The 19,262-nt window shown below is 39.2% G+C and carries 14 protein-coding genes and 1 other RNA gene; 14 read left to right on the plus strand and 1 reads right to left on the minus strand.

The genetic code is table 11. The features are described from left to right. Positions 1-245 precede the first annotated feature (245 nt). The 12 genes from L3Q70_RS04440 to L3Q70_RS04495 all read left to right on the plus strand — a co-directional run bounded on the left by L3Q70_RS04440 (position 246) and on the right by L3Q70_RS04495 (position 16,669). A complete protein-coding gene (locus L3Q70_RS04440; RefSeq protein ID WP_237114916.1) occupies positions 246-476 on the plus strand; it encodes a DUF4224 domain-containing protein in 231 nt (76 codons plus the stop codon). Positions 477-481: 5 nt separating this feature from the next. After that, on the plus strand, positions 482-1,561 hold the full coding sequence (locus L3Q70_RS04445; protein ID WP_237114917.1) for a tyrosine-type recombinase/integrase: 1,080 nt from the start codon (positions 482-484) through the stop codon (positions 1,559-1,561). 670 nt (positions 1,562-2,231) lie between these two features. Then, entirely contained in the window at positions 2,232-5,054 is a 2,823-nt protein-coding gene (locus tag L3Q70_RS04450; protein ID WP_237114918.1) for a hypothetical protein, read from the plus strand. A gap of 569 nt (positions 5,055-5,623) precedes the next feature. Next, a complete protein-coding gene (locus L3Q70_RS04455; protein ID WP_193988455.1) occupies positions 5,624-6,496 on the plus strand; it encodes a UbiA prenyltransferase family protein in 873 nt (290 codons plus the stop codon). Beyond that, positions 6,496-6,900 (plus strand): GtrA family protein, encoded by a 405-nt coding sequence (locus L3Q70_RS04460; protein ID WP_193988456.1) that lies wholly within the window; start codon positions 6,496-6,498, stop codon positions 6,898-6,900. Before L3Q70_RS04455 ends, L3Q70_RS04460 begins: the two co-directional genes overlap by 1 nt. Further along, positions 6,897-8,195: an FAD-binding oxidoreductase gene (locus L3Q70_RS04465; protein ID WP_193988457.1), complete on the plus strand. Its 1,299-nt coding sequence runs from the start codon at positions 6,897-6,899 to the stop codon at positions 8,193-8,195. Before L3Q70_RS04460 ends, L3Q70_RS04465 begins: the two co-directional genes overlap by 4 nt. A gap of 1 nt (position 8,196) precedes the next feature. Next, positions 8,197-8,928: an SDR family oxidoreductase gene (locus L3Q70_RS04470; RefSeq protein ID WP_237114920.1), complete on the plus strand. Its 732-nt coding sequence runs from the start codon at positions 8,197-8,199 to the stop codon at positions 8,926-8,928. Beyond that, a complete protein-coding gene (locus L3Q70_RS04475) occupies positions 8,925-10,205 on the plus strand; it encodes a hypothetical protein (RefSeq protein WP_237114921.1) in 1,281 nt (426 codons plus the stop codon). Before L3Q70_RS04470 ends, L3Q70_RS04475 begins: the two co-directional genes overlap by 4 nt. 1 nt (position 10,206) lies before the next feature. Then, complete coding sequence (locus L3Q70_RS04480) at positions 10,207-10,791, plus strand: HAD family hydrolase (protein ID WP_237114922.1); 585 nt, start codon at positions 10,207-10,209, stop codon at positions 10,789-10,791. Between the two features lie 150 nt (positions 10,792-10,941). Continuing rightward, on the plus strand, positions 10,942-12,348 hold the full coding sequence (locus tag L3Q70_RS04485) for a TolC family protein (protein WP_237114923.1): 1,407 nt from the start codon (positions 10,942-10,944) through the stop codon (positions 12,346-12,348). Positions 12,349-12,350: 2 nt separating this feature from the next. Next, positions 12,351-13,589, plus strand: a complete 1,239-nt coding sequence (locus L3Q70_RS04490; RefSeq protein ID WP_062570349.1) for an efflux RND transporter periplasmic adaptor subunit — start codon at positions 12,351-12,353, stop codon at positions 13,587-13,589. Beyond that, entirely contained in the window at positions 13,589-16,669 is a 3,081-nt protein-coding gene (locus L3Q70_RS04495; RefSeq protein ID WP_062570350.1) for an efflux RND transporter permease subunit, read from the plus strand. Before L3Q70_RS04490 ends, L3Q70_RS04495 begins: the two co-directional genes overlap by 1 nt. A 297-nt stretch (positions 16,670-16,966) precedes the next feature. Here the strand turns inward: L3Q70_RS04495 and ssrS are convergent. Continuing rightward, a non-coding RNA gene (ssrS, locus tag L3Q70_RS04500) (6S RNA) lies at positions 16,967-17,150 on the minus strand. Between the two features lie 194 nt (positions 17,151-17,344). Here ssrS and L3Q70_RS04505 point away from each other — a divergent pair. Continuing rightward, positions 17,345-17,908, plus strand: coding sequence for a UPF0149 family protein (locus tag L3Q70_RS04505; protein ID WP_062570351.1), 564 nt, complete (start codon positions 17,345-17,347; stop codon positions 17,906-17,908). Between the two features lie 20 nt (positions 17,909-17,928). Next, on the plus strand, positions 17,929-19,254 hold the full coding sequence (pepP, locus tag L3Q70_RS04510; RefSeq protein WP_062570352.1) for a Xaa-Pro aminopeptidase: 1,326 nt from the start codon (positions 17,929-17,931) through the stop codon (positions 19,252-19,254). The last annotated feature ends 8 nt before the right edge of the window (positions 19,255-19,262 follow it).

Raw genomic sequence — 19,262 nt, forward strand, 5'->3', positions numbered from 1 at the left:
TTTTAACATTAAATAAATCAATCAGATTCTAAAGCAGGACAGCTAAAATACTACAAATCGCCCCTTTTAATTTCATTCGCACTATTGCAAACCAAAAACTCATAAAGTAGAGTAAAAAACGCTGAAATATTGGGAAATCAGCAGAAATAAGTAAAAGCGAAATTCTGATTATCGCGAATAAGGTTAGTCCCAAGCTGATTCACGGCAAGTTGTTAGTCGTGGTTACTTATTCGTTGGAGGATTTTGTGAGCACATTCCTATCTAAAACTGAAATTGCTGAGTTAACTGGCCGTAAGCAGCGCCAGAAGCAAGTTGAGCAACTGATCTCAATGCATATTACTTTCACCCTTGATGCCTTTGGCTGGCCTAAAGTTTTGCGTAAAACGATTGAAACAGAGCTGGGCGCGAGCGATAGCTGTCAAATTAAGCGTAGCGGGACTACGCTTAGAGGTGACGAGCTGTATACGGGGCAATAGCAGTCATGGGAAGAAAACGTTCTGCAGAAAATGCAAATCTGCCCAAGGGCATGATCTTTAATAAAGAAGGGAATACCTATTACTTAAGGGCAAGCGGTCAGAAAGATATCCGCCTCGGTAAAACGCTGAGTGAAGCTTTTCGCAATTACTACGCTTACGCATCGATTAATTTTGAATGCCAAACGATGCATGACTTGATTGACCGATATCTCAAAGAGATTTCACCCACTAAGGCAGAATCGACCCACAAGAGTAATATTAGTGCTTCAAAGCATTTGATAAAGCGTTTTGGTCATATGAACCCAAGAGTGCTTAGAGCCAGGCATGCCTATCAATATCTCGATCTTAGGAATCGAGAGGGGGCACCGGTAAGAGGCAATCGTGAGTTTGCGTTACTGAGCACCATTATGTCTCATGCTGTGCGCTGGGGCGTAATTGACGACACACCATTTCATGGAATTATACGTAACCCAGAACAGCCAAGAGATCGGCTAGTCACAGATGATGAATTGGCAGTGTTTGTTAAGTATTGCCCTCGATGGCTGCAATTATATGTGGCGCTAAAGCTGGCAACCGGCTTAAGGCAAACCGACATGCTTAAACTTAGCAGCAAAGACTGGGATGACGAAAAAGGACTAAAAGTTCAAGCATCAAAAACAGGTAGCCGATTGCAGTTCGAAGCGGTGGATCACCTTAGCTTTATCATCAGCGAGCTTAAACAAATTAATGGTTACCGTACCACTAGAAAACACAGAACGCCGTTATTACATTGGTATTTCTTTGCATCAAGCGCTAATTCACGAAAGGAACAAGCATTGACCCCCGACGGTTTTAGAACTGCGTGGAATAAAGCGATGCGTGCAGCAATCGAAAGTGGTGACTTACAACCTGAGCAGCGTTTTCAGGATAGAGATTTAAGAGCTAAAACAGCAAGTGAGTGCGAGACAATTACTCAGGCATTTGAGTTATTGGGCCACTCAAGTGTGGCAACAACAAAGCGTGTTTATCGGCGAGGTTACTCACAAGTAACGCCAGTCACGCCAAAGTCGCCAGATGATAAGAAAAAACAAAGCATTGAAAAGTAGTAATAAAAAAGGCATTATTTTTAAATTAAGAATTGTATGTTTAGCTAAAATTTCTAAGCTATTAAAAACAAAGTAATTTTAGCTAAATTAACCATAAATATTAAACTAGACGAAAGTTATAGGAAATATTTTGTGGGTTTGTGTAGTAAAAACAGTATGTTAGATGCACAAGCGTTAAGGGGTGAAAATCCTCGTGTCGGTGGTTCGATTCCGCCTCTGGGCACCATCCTTTGCTACTTCAAACTATTTCCCTAAATCAATATTAAAAATTTATAATTAATTTGGTTTTTAAGCAATAAGCACATGTTTTTTAAGTGTTTGTTTCCCTAATTCAACGTGTTAGAGTTTTACTCAATAAATTATTGCTCAAAGATTATGCTTTTTAGTTGAGTTATGCCAACATGTGATAGTATTTTGTCATTTTTAGGGACTTGATTAGATGCTACTTATCAAAAAATCATTGTCATGATCAAATTATGCGAAAAGAAAAAGATATAGCAACATTGTCGAAAGTGCCTAAATAACAAAGGGTATTTAAAAACAACGCACTTAACTAAGAAGGTTAGGCCTAAATTTTATATTGGTTTAATTTAATTATATGATTTTAAATTAAGTAGTCATATAGTTAAACGTCATGGTAAGCACATTTAAATGGACAGGAATATTTAATATGGATATTAAGAATATCGCACTATCTATCACATTTAGTCTTTTATTTTTGGTCGGCTGTGGTGGTAGTGGTGGTGAAGATAACCCTCCACAAAGCACTCCAGAAGCGCCTACAGATACGCCAGTGGCGAATACTTCACCCACTTTAAGTTTGAGTCCCGAAGTAGAAGTTAATGAATTAACTGAGGTTATAATTAATGCAGAGGCAACAGATTCCGATGGAACAATTACTTCAATAAAGTGGGAACAAGTATCAGGAGAACCAGTCTCTTTAAATGATACAGATAAGTTGGTACTTTCGTTCACATCACCAAAAGTCTTAGCTTATGAAGTTGAAAAGTCGTTTACTTTTAAGTTAGTCGTTACGGATGATCAAGCTGCATCCGCTGAAGCAGAAGTGAATGTTAAAGTTATCCCTACTAATAACGTTCCTGTTGCTGAAGCCGGAGATAACAAGACTTTCCTAGAAAATGAATTAGTAAGCTTAAGTTGTGATGAAAGCTACGATCCAGATGGTTCTGCTATAAGCTATAACTGGGAACAAGTAGAAGGACCTGAGGTTAAAGTACTTAGTGCAGATACCTGTAACCCCTCATTTAAATTGCCTCTAGGGTCAAGTCAGCTAAGTTTTAAGTTAACAGTAGAAGATGAGGATAAAACCACCTCTTCTGACTTAGTGAGCATTGTTGGTAAGGAGTATTCGGGTACGATAAATAGCTTTAATAAAGAAAGTTTAATTTTTCGTGATGAGTACTCTAGTGACTCAACCTACTCTTTTTCTGCAAGTGTAGAAAAAGGCATCGCTTTTACCTCGGATAACAGTCGATTAAAAGCTTTAGATATATCTGATCCTTACAATATTCGAGCGTTCGGTTGGGAGAGTGCTCAAAATGGTTATCAGGCGAGTGTGATTTTTGATGATCTATTGATTGCTGAGGGAAGAACTGGACTTTGGTTCTATGATATAAGCGACATTGCAAATATAAATCTTGTAAGTTCTATTGAAAATGCTTTCCAAAACAAAAAATTTGCTAGGTATAAAAATATAGTTTATGTATCTTCAAGTGAATTTGGGATTGAAGCGATTGATATTTCTAATTTAGCATCGCCTCGCTATATAGATAGTAATACCTTAAATGAGAGTCTTTCTGGAGTAAATGACTTAAAAATTAAAGGAGATTTTTTATATGTTGCAACTGAAAGTCAGGGGTTGAAGGTATTTAATGTATCAACGCCACTTGAGTCTATTTTAGTGGCTGAGTTACAGTGTGATTGCTCTTTCAAACAAATCGAAATAAATGAGAATATAGCAGCATTAACTGGTTCAAAACAAAGCTTGCTGCTCGTTGATATTTCATTACCTACACAATTGAGCGTCATTTCAGAAACAAGCGTATCATCCCAGAATATTGCTATGGCCATTGCTAAAAACGTTATTGCGGTTGGTGATAGCTCCGAAAGTGTCCGTTTTTTAGATATATCTGATCCTAATTTTCCTAAATGGGTAGGTAAATTACCAAACACTATAGCCTCAAAATGGCTAACTTTTCATGAAGACACTTTGCTTTTAGTAGACTATTTTAGTTCAAGCCTAGAAAGTTTTGACATTTCTTCTCTTTCAGCTCCTCTAACAAAAGAATATCAAGTTGATCAAAATTTTCAGTTAAATTCACTGGTCGTTGAAGATGAGGTTTTATACTTATCTAGCAAAGATAATAGATTAATTATTAAAGATGCCTCTAATTATGAACAGCCAGAAGTATTGAGTGAAGTTACAGTTTCCAAAGCGAATAAACTTCTAATTAGTGAAGATTTATTGTTTGTTGGTACTCAGAGCGAAGGTTTACATATCCTTAATGTTAGTGATAAGAGAGCTCCTTTTTCAGTGGGTAATATCCCATCGACTAACCCAGTAAATGCTTTGGCTGTGAAGGGTGATAAACTTCTAATTAATACAGCTAATTCAAACCTAGTTTTATATGATATAAGTGAACCTAGTGAGCCAGTAGATAAGTCAGTATTACATGGTTTAGCATCTAGAGGTGGGGCAATTTCTGATATATCCACCTCTGGAAATACAGTTCACGTTGCTGCTGAAAATGAAGCTGCGATTATCAATATTAATGAAAATAATGAGCTCAACAAACAAGGGTATTTTTTTAAAGATTGGTTTGGAGATGATAGCTGGCACTACGTCTCAATTGTTTCCTATAAAGATTACGTATATTTGTTGAGTAAATATTATGGACTAAGGATACTGAACATTTCAGAACCCGAAAACATTATTGAAGAAGCACGCCTACTGAATATTTCTGGAACTAGTTTAAAGTTAATTGGTAATGAGCTGTATGTCGTTGATCCAGAAACTGGCATTTCAAAGTACTCTATCAAAGCACCCAGCAGCCCAAAATTGTTAAGTAGTTACATAACAAGTGATTATGTTACAGATATAGCGATTCAAGGAGATAAGATCTTTAATATGGAGTGGAGTAGGGATCCGACTGCTTATTATTACAACTACTCTTTGCCTAAGAATGGATACTCTGTTTTTGATTTTGATAAGTTACTCAACGTGACTGGTGGTAAAGCAAGAGCAACTGCAGGTTCGAATTTAACTTATGATGTAACATGGGATTTTGACGGTAAAATAAAGCTGGATTGTATTGTGAGTGGAGGGGAATGTGAAGTGACTCTCGATACACAAAATAACAGTGCTAAAGTCTTGTGGAACACTCCTATTAGTAAAGGTGAATATCAAATTTCGATATTAATAGGTAATACCAGCTTTTTTAACTCATATGAAGACATGTTAATTTTAGATTGAGTTTTTACTACATATTAAAATGCGTACTCTCCTGCAATTAGGGAGAGTACTTCGAGCCATTAAGTTGATGCAGTCTTTAGATACTCTATTACATTACGCTGTAACACGTTAAAAAAATAGGACTTTGGTTTTTCCCCTATCTTTACATTCTTATAGTTAAATCTCTCCTTTAATTGCAATCTTTTTAGGTCGACTCAAAAGGGAAAAAGATACATATGATCCTTTAGCAAAGTAGCTGGCAGTTACCTTGCCAGAATATAATAAGATTACACTAAATTATTAATTCAGGTATTCAAACAGTAATCTATCTTTAATTGTCTTTACATATCATAGAGAGGGTCCTATTTAGCTAGAAAATGAATCAATATTGAGCCGCCAATGCTTTTGAGATTTTTAGTACGAAAAATAGGAATATTTAAAAACTCATTTAATATCAAATGATAAAGTAGTACTATGTGGTTTAACTATAGAGAGTTCGTATTAACTGAAGCACTCTCTATTCCTAGAAGGAACCGTAAAGCTTCTATTTTTTAGAAACTTGTAATTGCATTAAGGGAAATTCTTAGTACATGCTTACTTTTAATGATATTTTTAAGTTAATTAGACCTCATCAATATATAAAGAATTTTTTTGTTTTCGCTCCACTTTTTTTTGCTGCAAAATTCACGAATATTTCACTTCTAATCGACACCACTGTTGCTTTTTTTGCTTTTTCTTTAGCTGCCAGTTCAATATATGTTTTAAATGACTATTTGGATATTGAGGATGATAAAAAACATCCCAAAAAAAGGATGCGCCCATTAGCTTCTGGAGCAATTAGTAAGCCGCAAGCAATTCTAATTATGATCATCATGTTTTCTTCTAGCGTCGCCTTGTTAGTTTCAACTTCCGTTGAAGCATTAGGTATTATGCTTATTTATGTTTGTATGAATATTGCGTACAGCGTGCGCCTTAAGCATGTTGCGATACTAGATGTTACGATTATAGCTATTGGCTTCGTATTAAGACTTTTTATTGGTTCGGTGGTTACTAATATCCCTTTGTCGTCTTGGATTGTCGTGATGACATTTCTTCTTGCGCTTTTTATGGCTTTAGCTAAAAGGCGTGACGATGTGCTCATTTACCTTGATACAGGTAAAAAAATGAGGAAAGTGATTGATGGCTATAACCTGCAGCTTGTAGATACTGCTATGGCAATTATGGCTTCTGTTGTTATTATTGCTTATATCACCTATACAACTTCTGCGGAAGTGGCTGCAAGAGTTGATAGCTCTTATCTTTACTTGACCGCTCTTTTTGTCACTTTGGGCATTATGAGGTATTTACAGATTGCATACGTGCACCTAGACAGTGGTTCCCCTACAAAAATTGTAACTAAAGATAGATTTATTCAACTAGTGCTAGTGGGTTGGCTTATATCTTTTACTTGGATACTTTATTAATGTTGTTGGTTAAATATTCAATTTTTGCGGCGTTTTCTATCTCAGTAAATTTAGCCTTTCAATTTCTTAGTTTCAAGCTCTATACGGGCTTCGGCTCGTTGTATCTTGGGATGTTTGTCGGAACTTTATCCGGTTTAGTAGCTAAATATTTTTTAGATAAAAAATGGATTTTTTATCATGTAACAGCGGGAAAGTCAGATGATGCAAAGAAGTTCGCTTTATATTCATTGATGGGTGTTTTTACCACGATGATTTTTTGGGGAACTGAAATAATATTTGATTATCTAGTTCCAATTCATAATGCTAAGTATATTGGCGCTATTTTAGGCCTAACTATTGGCTATGTTATCAAATACAACCTTGATAAAAAATACGTATTTGTTGAAGGGGGGAAATCTCAATGAAATGCAGCGGGTGGGGCCGATACCCTCAAGTTGATTGTGAAGAATTTTCCATTAGTCAAAAAACCAACTTGAACGAACTCATAACTCATTGTGACTCTGCTATTGCGTTTGGCAATGGTCGAAGTTACGGAGACAGCGCTCTTGGCAGTCACATAATGAAGCTTAAACAAAGAGATTACTTTTTGAGTTTCGATCATAAAACTGGTTTGCTGCATGTACAGGCTGGCGTATTGTTGAGTGAGATTATTGAGCACTATGTTCCGCTTGGTTGGTTTTTGAAAGTTACGCCAGGTACTAAGCTAATCACTGTAGGCGGCGCAATAGCGTCTGATGTACATGGTAAAAATCACCATATTGAAGGGTGCTTCAGTGAATGTGTACATGAATTTACAATCATGCTTGCAAATGGTGAAATCACAACTTGCGACAAAGAGCAAAATCCTGACTTATTTCATGCCACATGCGGTGGACAAGGCCTCACAGGCGTTATCTTGGATGCAAAAATATACCTTAAAAAGATTAACTCTCAATTCATCAGTCAAACAACAATTAAAACAAAAAATTTAAAAGAAACTTTTGAGGCATTTGAAAAATATAAAAATATGCCATATTCGGTTGCTTGGATTGATTGTCTTGCTAAGGGAAGTAGCAAAGGTAAGAGTTTATTAATGGTTGGTGATTTCAGAGATGATTGTGAGCTTGAGTATAAACATAAGCATCAAGTTTCAATCCCATTTAACTTTCCGACGTGGTCTCTTAATAACTGGAGTGTAAGCGCGTTTAATTGGATTTATTATCATAAAGTTACAGAGAAAATTTCGCATCAAAAGGTGGATATTGACTCATTCTTTTATCCATTGGATGCTTTGGGGAATTGGAATCGTATATATGGGAAAAATGGGTTTACTCAATATCAATTTATTTTACCTAAAGAAACCAGTTATGAAGGTTTAGATGAGATACTTTCGACGATCGCTGAGTCTGGGAAGGGCTCCTTTTTAGCTGTACTAAAACTCTATGGTAAAGCAAATGATAACTGGCTTTCTTTTCCTATGGAGGGTTACAGTCTCGCACTAGACTTTAAAGTCGAACCCGAATTATTCCAGCTTTTTGAGGTATTGGATAAAGTTGTACTTAAATACGGTGGTCGTTTTTATTTAGCTAAAGACGCAAGAGTCTCAAAAGAAGTTTTCGAGCAGGGTTATCCTAATATTGAGAAGTTTAGAGAGTTTCGTAAAAAAAATCATATGGATATAAAGTTTCAATCATTACAATCAAAGAGAGTAGGAATTTAATATGAGTTATGTCCTTATCGTCGGCGCAAAAAGCGATATAGCTAAAGCCATAGCAAGGGAGTATGCAAAGCATGGCTATGATCTTTACCTGGCTGCAAGGAATAGCGCAGAGCTCGCTGATTTTGCTAATGATATTAACGTAAGAACTCAACGGAAAGTAAAGCTGGTCGAGCTTGATATATTGGCATATCAAAGTCATCAGGCAGTATATGATTCTTTAGAAGAAAAACCATTAGGAGTTATAACAGCTGTTGGCTACCTCGGAGAACAAAAAAAAGCACAGGTCAACTTTGATGAGGCTCAGCGTATTTTAGACACAAACTACACTGGCGTTGTTAGTTTCTTAAATATAGTTGCTAATGATTTCGAACAGCGAAAAAGTGGCTTTATTGTTGGGATTAGTTCAGTAGCTGGTGAACGGGGACGTAAAAGCAATTACCTCTACGGCTCAGCAAAAGCGGCACTTACCGCTTATCTTTCTGGATTGCGAAATAGGTTACATCAAGCTCATGTGCAAGTTCTGACTGTAAAGCCAGGTTTTGTTGCAACAAAGATGACTGAGGGGATGGATTTACCTAAGAAATTAACAGCAACGCCCGAGGAAGTGGCGTCTGATATTTTTTCTGCGCAGCAAAAAGGTAAAAATTCAATTTATACAAAGTGGATTTGGAAGTACATTATGCTAGTGATAAAACTTATACCAGAATGGAAGTTCAAAGGTATGAGTATATGAACACGACGTTCTTTCAGGTTAAGGATAAAGCTTTTACCATATTGCTTTGCATGGGAATATTTTATGTTTTAGCGCTCCCCTTGATCCTGTTTAACATTAATTATGGGCGGGCTTTTGATGATCAGAAACTATTTCATTACCCGACTATTTTACACTTTATTCAAAGCTTAGATTTTTCTGATTATCCCTCAGCAACAACTCCAGGATATCATGTTCTGTTAGGATTTGTTGGTCAGCTATTTTCGTCAAATGAGATAATACTCAAGCTTACTAGCTCCGCTTTTACGGCTGCCCTTATTGGTATAATCGTGGAAAGACTATATAGTCACTTTGGTAAGTTACATAGCATCTTGCTTTCACTTCCAATGATATTATCTATTTACATTTTTCCATCAGGGGTATGGTTATTGCCAGATAACCTTGCTTGGTTGACTGTTTTGGGTGTGTTTATCATTGCGACAAAGTCTGAGTTATTGAATAAACATTTTTTGTATTTAGCTTTCATTCTAATTTTAGCTATGATGGTTAGGCAACCTTTTTTATGGCTTGCATCAACTATTTGGGCTAGCGCATTAGCTTACTATTCCTATAACACAGCTGAGCTATCTGATAGAGGCAGCTTTTTGTTAAAAGGAGTGCTTGCAACTTTACCCGCATTTGCCATTTTTTATTACTTCTATGTGCTATGGGGAGGCCTTGTTCCTCCCTCATTTCAGAATAGTCACCAAAATATTAGTCTGGCTACACCTGCGTTCTTTTTAAGTGTATTCGCTTTTTATAGTTTGTTCTTCTTGCCAGTTATGTATGGGACTATACGAGATGTTATTTCTAGCTCTAAGTTTAAATGGGTAATGTTTGGCTGCGTGATTGGATTTATTATTGCAGTTATTCCTGATACCAGCTACAGCAAGGAGTTGGGTAGATACTCTGGATTGTGGAATTTTGTAAAAATAGCTCCTACTATTGCTGATAAATCAACTTTTATCATGCTCTTATCCTCACTCGGTGGTGGCCTTTTCGTTTTGTTTTGTACGGTGCTTCCTCCACGCATTCGCTTAATATTTGCTTTGTCCACGATTGCATTTGTGTTCTCACTAATGCCAAATAAGTATGTTTTTGAACGGTATATGTCTGGTTACATATTCATCTTTATTTATTGTACCTTGTGTCATATCAAACTTAAGAATAACCCACTACCAGCTGTGGTTGCTTGGTCTGGACCTGTTATCTTCGCAGCCTTCAATGGTTTAGTTTTAGTTAGAAGTATGTTGGCATAATATGAAAATTGCTTTTTTTGACTTTGATGGCACGATCACTACTGATGATAGCCTAATTAAGTTTATTCGGTTTGCCGTTGGTGATTTTAAAATGATGTTAGGCATGTTCCTTTTATCTCCAATGCTAGTGGCATTTAAGCTAAAAATAATTCCTAACTACATAGCAAAGCAAAAGATGTTGGCATATTTCTTTAAAGGAATGAAGGAAAGCACGTTTAAGCAACTTGCACATGAGTACTCTTTAAACCATATTGATAGTATGCTTAGAGAAAAAGCAATGGCTAAAATTGCTTGGCATAAGGAGCAAGGTCACCGTGTAGTGATAGTTTCAGCCTCAATTGAGAGCTGGTTGGCACCTTGGTGTGCAAAACATGATATCGAATTGCTGGGCACACAGTTAGAGTTTAAAAGTGGTTTTGTTACAGGGGAGCTTGCAACAAAAAATTGCTTTGGACCCGAAAAAGTTTCGAGAATTAAAACCGCTTATACTCTTTCTGAATTTGAACATATTTATGCTTATGGCGATAGTTCAGGAGATATAGAGCTTCTTGAATTAGCTGATACGTCTGGTTATCGTATTTTTTAATTTGATGTGTATCAGTTATTTTATCCCTAAAGTTTAGCCATTTATCGTATACCTATGTCAGACAGTGTAATTTTATGTAAAGTCAGTTGAGCAAAGCTTAACGTGGTGCTTGAATAACATTCATAAATTGATGTTTTTCAGGTTTTTAGAATGAATTGGCAATATAAGCCGAGTTTATTGGCTTTAAGTGTAATTTTGCTAAGTGCATGTGCGAGCCAGTCGACTCACCATGAGCGAGTGGCTGAGCTTGAGACTGTGCCAAGTGCATGGCAGCAACTTCCTTCGGGTGACAAGGTGCTTGCTGTTGAAGATAACTGGCTACAGCAATTACACGATCCTCAAGTTTTTACTTTAGTTGAGCAAGCATTAGCTTATAACCAAGCAATTTTACAAGTGGGTTACGATGTAGCGATTAAAGAGCAGCAGCTTATTGCTGCAGGGGCAGATTTATGGCCCAGTCTTGATTTATCAACACGTGCTAGCCGTAGTAAAGATAATCGCCCTGTTAATTATAACAACGCCAGCTCAGCATCATTAGAATTAAGCTACGAAGTTGATTTATGGGGTAAATTATCGTCCTCAGAACGACAAGCAAACCTTGAATACCTAGCTGAAAAAGCCACATTTTCGCAAAGCAAACAACAATTAGTAGCTGATGTAGTATCTGGTTGGTTTGATGTAATCACAAATCAAAAACTGCTCGAACTTTATAAACAGCGCGAACAAAATGCCGAACAGAATTTATCGATCATTGAATCTGGTTATCGCCAAGGTTTAAATGAAGCGCTTGATGTCTATCTTGCGCGTAATGAGCTAAATACAGAGCGCTCGAACATTGCCGCGCAGCAAGCAACGTTAACTAAATCTATTCGTGATTTAGAGCGTTTAACAGGCCAATACCCAACTGGCGCGTTAAGCGTTAGCGCAGACTTGCCATTACTTGAGAATACCATACCACTGGGCTTGCCTTCAGAGCTCATCACCCGCAAACCCGAGTTAATGGCAAGCTGGTATCAATTACTTAGCACCGATGCTGGGCTTGCTTATGCGCATAAACAGCGTTTTCCAAGCTTAAATCTTTCAGCGTCGATCAGTGATAGCACGGATAGAATGAGCGACTTATTTTCACCTTCAAGCTTAGCGTGGTCGTTGATTGGTAGTATTTCGATGCCGCTTTTTGAAGGAGGCCGCTTAAAAGCCAATGAAGAACAAGCAAGGCTCAATGTTAAGCGCCAAGAGCAGGCGTATCTTGCCACACTTTATGATGCCTTTAACGATGTTGAAACAGCGATCAGCCAAGAACAAGCGCTTAAAGTACGCTACGAAAAAACCTTAGAAGCGCAAGAAAACGCTATAGCTGCAGAGCGTTTGTCTTTTGAACAATATCAAAGTGGTTTGGTTACCTACACCACGGTACTTGATGCGCAAGACCGTTCGTTCAATGCGCAAAGTTCGGTCATTGAACTAAAAAACCAGCTTATTAAAAATCGAATTAACTTACACATTGCCCTTGGTGGTGACTTTAGTGCAGCAAATAGCGAAGTAGAAGAGCAATAATCATGAATAGCAAGACACGTAAAATATTAATCCCACTTGTAGTGATAGCTGTGACGGTACTGCTCGTCATGTTTATTAAAGGCAACCCACCACAAGCAAACCGCTTTTCTTCACCACCGAAAGCGAAAGTAAATGTTGCTGTTAAAACGCTGACGCCAGAATCCTATCAAGTGATGATAGATAGTTTTGGAACGGTTAAGCCGCGTACGCAAAGTTTGTTAGTTGCTCAGGCCTCAGGGCAAATTATCGAAATTAGTGAGCAATTCCGTGAAGGTGGCTTTTTTGAAAAAGGCGATGTGTTGTTGCAGCTAGACGATAGAGATCACCGCGCCGAAGTGAAATCAGCACAGGCGGCTTTATTAACCGCTGAACAAGGCTTACTTGAAGAACAAGCCCGCGGTCGCCAAGCTGAAACCGATTGGCAGCGCTTAGGTAAGGGCGATGAAGCTAGTAGCTTAGTGCTGCGTAAACCACAATTAGCTGCAGCTGAAGCAAGTGTATTGTCGGCTCAAGCCGCCCTTGAAAAAGCCAAGCTCGATTTAGAGCGTACAAAAGTCACGGCACCATACGCGGGTCGTGTTTTAAGTCGTAGCGTAGACTTAGGTCAAGTGGTGACTAATAACATGGAACTTGCCAGCATTTATGCAATTGACCGTGTTGAAATACGCTTACCAATCAAAAATAAAGACTTACCGTTCATTAACTTACCAGAGCAATTTCGTGATGGTGCTAAAAATAGCGCGGGCTCATTAGTTAAATTTAGCTCAGATCTCGTTGGCAAGCAGCATTGGCAAGGTCAAGTTATTCGTACCGAAGGGGCTATTGACGAAAATGCGCAGCAGCTTTATGTGGTTGCACAAATTAATGACCCTTATAAAGCAACATCTATAAATCAATACCCAATCAAAATTGGTCAATATATCAAAGCGCAGATTACCGGTAAGACGATTGATAATGCCATTGTGATCCCAAATAGCGCGATTTACCAAGGCACTTATGTTTATGTTGAAGAGCAAGGTGTGTTACGTCGTAAAAATATTTCACTTGCTTGGCAAAATGCTAATCAAGCTGTTGTTGCTGAAGGTTTGTCTGCAGGCGATAACTTAGTGATTACACCACTTGGTCAAGTGAGCTCAGGTACGCAAGTGACGGTAATGGGAAGCGAAGAGTATCAAGCTACGAGGGGGAAAGCTAAGCGTCTCAATAATCAAGAGCAACCTAAAGAGCAGGGAGCGCAATAATGATTGCTTGGTTTACAAAGAATCATGTTGCAGCAAACTTATTGCTGATCAGCATTTTATTAGCGGGGCTATTTAGCGTTTCGACACAAATCCCGCTTGAGGTATTTCCATCGTTTGAGTCTGATCGCATTAGTGTCAGTGTATCACTTCGTGGCTCGACGCCTGAGGATGTAGAAAAAGGGGTCTCTATTCGCATTGAGGAAGCTGTTCAAGATCTTGAAGGTGTAAAGCGGATCACGAGTCGTTCATCAGAAGGCTCTTCATCAGTAAGTATTGAGGTCGAGACAGGGTATGATCCAAGGGAGCTATTGGCTGATATTAAAAGTCGAGTAGATGCGATTAACACCTTTCCGGTTGATGCGGAAAAGCCGATAGTTTCGCTTGCCGAATGGAAGCGCGAAGTTATCGCAGTATCTGTTTCAAGTATTTATGGTGAAAAAGAAACACTTGAATACGCAGAAACTGTACGTGATGAGCTTTTGCGTTTGCCAAGTGTAACTCAAGTTGAGTTAAGCGGTGTTCGTAATTACGAAATAGCCATAGAGGTGAGTCAAGATACTTTGCGACAATATGATTTGAGTTTAGCGGATATTTCTTCAGCTATTAAGAACTCAAGCACAGACGTTTCTGCTGGTAATTTAAAAACAGAGGGGGGGGATGTACTTATTCGCTCTAAAGGGCAAGCATATCGTAAGGATGAGTTTGCTAATATAGTGGTTAAGAACCAAGCCGATGGCACTATTATCCGTTTAGGTGATATTGCCCGTATTAGTGATGATTTTGAAGAAACGCCAGTGCGTACTCGTTTCAATGGTAAACAGGCTGCTTTTATTGATGTGTATCGTATTGGCCCGCAAAGTGCGATTGAAGTTGCAGATGCGGTAAAAAATTATATTACTGAGCATCAAAGCCAACTACCGGAAGGGTTTGAGTTAAGTTATTGGGATGATGACTCAGAAGTTGTAAAAAGCCGTATAGCAACGCTTACTAGTAACGCAATTCAGGGCGGAATTTTAGTCCTTGCGCTACTTACCTTATTTTTGCGTCCTGCCATTGCATTTTGGGTATTTATTGGCATACCTGTATCGTTTATGGGCGCATTTTTGATAATGCCTATCTTTGGTATAACACTCAATGTAATCAGCTTATTTGGTTTTATTTTAGTGCTCGGTATTGTTGTAGATGATGCCATTGTTACTGGTGAAAACGTTTATACACACTTAAAAACGGCAGAAAGTGGTGAGCAAGCCGCTATTCGTGGAACGCAAGAAGTGGCAACCCCAGTAACATTTGGTGTACTCACGACAGTTGCGGCATTTTTACCTCTTGCTTTTATTGAAGGTGCCCGGGGCGCTATTTTTGCACAAATTCCTGTCGTGGTTATTCCGGTTTTACTGTTTTCTTTGATTGAGTCTAAGTTTGTATTACCAGCTCACTTAAAATACTTAAAGTTACGTCATGAAAAGGGCGAACCATCGAAATTAGAGCGTCTTCAACAGCGCTTTGCTGATGGCTTTGAACACGCAATAATGAAGTATTACCAACCACTACTGAATCTAGCCTTGAAGAATAAAATGGCTACGGTTAGTTTATTTGTCGGTATTTTTGTAATTATTGTTACCTTGATAACAAGTGGTTGGACTAAATTTACGTTTTTCCCGCGTATTCCAAGTGAAACTGTGCGTGCATCCGTTACTTTTCCTGCCGGAACACCGTTTGAAGTGACCAATAAATACGTCATTAAAATGTCAGACAAGGCAAAAGAATTACAAGATAAATACCGTGATGAAGACGGCCAAAGTGTGATTCTAAATATTTTGGCAACCACAGGTGGTCGAGGTGGTTCGTCAAATACGGGGAGTGTTAGATTTGAGATCATGCCGGCTGAAAAGCGTGAATCAGATATTGGCTCCCGAGAGCTTGCCAGCGAATGGCGTGAGCTTATCGGTATTATTCCTGGCGCTGAAAGTGTCACTTTCCGTGCTGAGTTTGGCCGAACATCGAGCCCGATTGATGTACAGCTAAGCGGCAGCTCAATTGAAATGCTTGAAGCAGTAGCTGAAAAAGTGAAAGAACGGTTATCGACCTATCCAACTGTATACGAAATTGCTGATAGCATGTCAGATGGTAAAGAAGAGCTGCAAATTGAGCTGACAGAACAAGGTTTAGCGCTTGGTTTAAACCGTGTTGATGTATCGCAGCAAGTGCGTAACTCGTTCTTTGGTGCGCAGGTGCAGCGCATTCAACGTGGGCGCGACGATGTGCGGGTAATGGTGCGTTTACCGATTGAAGAGCGCCGCTCGGTTGCAGATTTAAAAGACATTCTTATTAAAACACCTGCTGGTGGTACTGTGCCGCTTTCGCACGTGGCGACTTTAGTGCCGGGGCAAAGCCCATCGTCTATTTATCGTATTGATCGCTATCGCACACTGAATGTAACGGCCGATGTTGAAAAATCAAATACTAACATGACGGTACTGCAAGCAGACTTAAAAGCCTACTTAGATGAGCTCATGGTGCAATACCCAGGTGTTGATTACACACTCGAAGGTGAAGCCAAAGAGCAGCGTGAATCATTTGGTTCACTGGCCTGGGGCCTCGTGTTTGTATTCTTTATTATTTATGCGCTATTAGCGATACCGTTTAAATCCTATATGCAGCCATTAATTGTGATGAGTGTTATACCATTTGGCATGATAGGTGCGGTAATGGGTCACTGGATAATGGGTATGGAGTTAACCATTATGAGCTTACTTGGCATGTTAGCCTTGATAGGCGTGGTAGTGAATGACTCACTGGTGCTGGTTGATTTCATTAATAAAAAGCGTGAAGAAGGCGGTGATTTACTCGAAACTGTGAAAATGGCAGGTGCAGCACGTTTTCGCCCCGTTATGCTAACCAGTTTAACCACCTTTATTGGTTTAATGCCGCTGTTATTTGAAAAAGCAACGCAAGCACAATTCCTTATTCCGATGGCAGTAAGCCTTGGCTTTGGAATCATCTTCGCAACCCTTATCACCTTGCTTTTAGTGCCAGTTAATTACCTATTAATGGAGCGCTTTCAGGGATGGTTTAAATAAGGCGTGAAGATAAAAATTGGCGCTTGGTTGAGACTAGGTGCTAGGAGCTAGGACGCGGGATAAATCTGCTGCTACGGGTAACGATGTGGTGGCGGATTTATCCCACGTTTTAACGCCGAAAAATATAAGAGTTATTAGATATCAGTCGCCAGAAGTTAAATTAGATTGTGTCTACACATCGTTAAAGTGAAATGCTCACCCGTAGGCGTGAAATTTATTTCGCGCGAATAAGTCAGTTATTGTAAAAGCGAAAAACTACAGAGAAGATTTCGATATCTGATAGATAAAAAAGAAAAGGTGTTCCCCAAGTATGCGGTGCCCGGTGTCAGTCCTGAAACCTTGAGGTTTCAGGGCGGGAATCTGCGGTTTACCGTAGGCTTCTCGGTACATGCCGAGCTTGCACAATAGTAGACGAACAGAAACCCTAACATAAAATTTATCGGCTCAGGGACTTAACCAAGCTCCTGCACCCTAGGGAACACCTTTAGTATATAAGACAAGTTTCGATCCTTAAACCATAGAAGTAAAAAAAGCGGATCGTTCGGGTAGTTTTTCCCCACCTTTAACTGCTTATTTACTTTTCAGATTGCTTTTTGACCTCAATCATACAATTAATTGGAGTTGCGATTTATCGAGTGGTAGCATGGCGTTACTTAGCCGAACAAAGAAAAAGTTATGAGCACGTTACCTGATTACCAACAAGCCCAATTGTTATTAGAAAAAAATGAAATTTTTGTCGCACCAGCCGAAGCCCATGGTGTGATCAGTGGTTTATTAGCCTGTGGCATCAATATTGAAGCCGACGAATACTTAGGTTTATTAAGCGATGTATTCAACGATGGCTTAGCCTTCAATAAAGATTTAAAAGCATTTTTTGCTGATGTGTATTCTCAGGTTGTTGCCAGCTTTAGCGATGAAGAATTTCAATTTGACCTATTCTTACCAAGCGACGACGAAACACTGATCGATTTAGCCAATGGCTTAGTATCTTGGGTATCGGGTTTTATGCTTGGTTTTGGTTTAAAACAAAAAGATTACGGCAAGTTATCAGCGGATGTGAAAGAAGTGATCAGCGACTTTAGTGAAATTACCCGCCTAGACACCCTATTTGAAGAGACTGAAGAAGACAGCCAAGCTCTGCACGAAGTGATCGAGTATGTGCGTGTTTCTGCGCTGTTATGTTTTGCTGAGCTAGGTAAAGAGCCCGCAGACAAAAACCCTAAGAAGACCCTTCACTAATCAAATTACAGAGGTTTAGTATGTCGTCTATTGCAATCGATAAAGCTGAATTTAAAGCCCGTCGTGAGCGCTTGCTTGCGATGATGGATAAAAACAGCGTGGCTATTATTCCTGCGGCAGGAGAAGTAACACGTAGTCGTGATACTGAGTATGCATTTCGCCAAGACAGTGATTTTTTCTACCTAACAGGGTTTAACGAACCGGATGCGGTTTTAGTACTGTGTCCTTCGAGCAATACGCCAAGTACCCTAATTTGCCGTAACAAAGACAAGCTGGCTGAAATATGGCATGGTCGCAGAATAGGCTTCGAAAAGGCTAAATCTGAGTACTTATTCGACGCAACTTGTCCACTTACTGAACTAGATGAACAATTATTAGATTTGGTGAACGGCCAGCAGATTTTATTTTATGCACAAGGCACTTATGCAAACTTTGATGCAAAGGTTTGGGATATATTAAGCACACTTCGCGGCGCACCTAAAAAAGGTTACAAAGCTCCGCATACCATCAAAGATATTCGCGGTTTAGTGCACGAAATGCGTTTGTTTAAATCTGACGCAGAATTAAACATTATGCGCGCAGCGTGCGAAATTAGTGCACAAGGTCATATTCGCGCTATGCAATTTGCCAAACCTGGCGCAACTGAATACCAATTAGAAGCAGAGCTTCATCATCATTACGCAATGAATGGTGCTCGTCATCCTGCTTATGGCACGATTGTCGGCAGTGGCGACAACGCCAATATTTTGCACTACACACAAAATGACGCTGAGCTAAAAGATGGTGATTTAGTGTTAATCGATTCTGGCTGTGAACTTGAAGGTTATGCGGCAGATATCACACGCACTTTCCCAATCAATGGCAAATTTAGCGATCCACAAGCGGCGCTTTACAATATTGTATTAGCAGCTCAAGAGGCGGCATTTAGCCAAGTAAAACCGGGTGGTAGCTTATCTAAAGCGAATGAATTGGCTTCGACGGTACTGACGCAAGGGCTCATTGATTTAGGCATTCTAACGGGCGAGCTTGATGAGCTAATGGCAAACCAAGCGTGCAAAGCGTTTTACATGCATGGCCTTGGCCACTGGTTAGGGTTAGATGTTCACGATGTTGGCGAATATAAGCTTGATGAAAAAGAGCGTGTATTTGAGCCAGGCATGGTGCTCACTATCGAGCCGGGTTTATATATTAGCGAAGATGCAAAAGCACCGGAGCAATATAAAGGCATTGGTATTCGTATTGAAGATAACTTACTTGTCACTCAAGATGGCCATGAAAATCTGACCATTTCGGTTCCTAAAACCATTCGTGACATTGAAGCAGTGATGCAAGCAAATAAAGGCTAGGAGCAAGC

This window comes from Pseudoalteromonas sp. CF6-2 (genome assembly GCF_021729425.1).
Classification (GTDB): Bacteria; Pseudomonadota; Gammaproteobacteria; order Enterobacterales; family Alteromonadaceae; genus Pseudoalteromonas; species Pseudoalteromonas arabiensis.

Excerpts from the sequence above, each read along its gene's own strand:
- L3Q70_RS04465 (WP_193988457.1), top strand. The coding sequence starts at position 6,897 with ATGAAATGCAGCGGGTGGGGCCGATACCCTCAAGTTGATTGTGAAGAA.
- pepP (WP_062570352.1), top strand. The coding sequence starts at position 17,929 with ATGTCGTCTATTGCAATCGATAAAGCTGAATTTAAAGCCCGTCGTGAG.
- L3Q70_RS04450 (WP_237114918.1), top strand. The coding sequence starts at position 2,232 with ATGGATATTAAGAATATCGCACTATCTATCACATTTAGTCTTTTATTT.
- L3Q70_RS04470 (WP_237114920.1), top strand. The coding sequence starts at position 8,197 with ATGAGTTATGTCCTTATCGTCGGCGCAAAAAGCGATATAGCTAAAGCC.
- L3Q70_RS04455 (WP_193988455.1), top strand. The coding sequence starts at position 5,624 with ATGCTTACTTTTAATGATATTTTTAAGTTAATTAGACCTCATCAATAT.
- L3Q70_RS04495 (WP_062570350.1), top strand. The coding sequence starts at position 13,589 with ATGATTGCTTGGTTTACAAAGAATCATGTTGCAGCAAACTTATTGCTG.
- L3Q70_RS04505 (WP_062570351.1), top strand. The coding sequence starts at position 17,345 with ATGAGCACGTTACCTGATTACCAACAAGCCCAATTGTTATTAGAAAAA.
- L3Q70_RS04490 (WP_062570349.1), top strand. The coding sequence starts at position 12,351 with ATGAATAGCAAGACACGTAAAATATTAATCCCACTTGTAGTGATAGCT.
- L3Q70_RS04445 (WP_237114917.1), top strand. The coding sequence starts at position 482 with ATGGGAAGAAAACGTTCTGCAGAAAATGCAAATCTGCCCAAGGGCATG.
- L3Q70_RS04480 (WP_237114922.1), top strand. The coding sequence starts at position 10,207 with ATGAAAATTGCTTTTTTTGACTTTGATGGCACGATCACTACTGATGAT.
- L3Q70_RS04460 (WP_193988456.1), top strand. The coding sequence starts at position 6,496 with ATGTTGTTGGTTAAATATTCAATTTTTGCGGCGTTTTCTATCTCAGTA.
- L3Q70_RS04475 (WP_237114921.1), top strand. The coding sequence starts at position 8,925 with ATGAACACGACGTTCTTTCAGGTTAAGGATAAAGCTTTTACCATATTG.
- L3Q70_RS04485 (WP_237114923.1), top strand. The coding sequence starts at position 10,942 with ATGAATTGGCAATATAAGCCGAGTTTATTGGCTTTAAGTGTAATTTTG.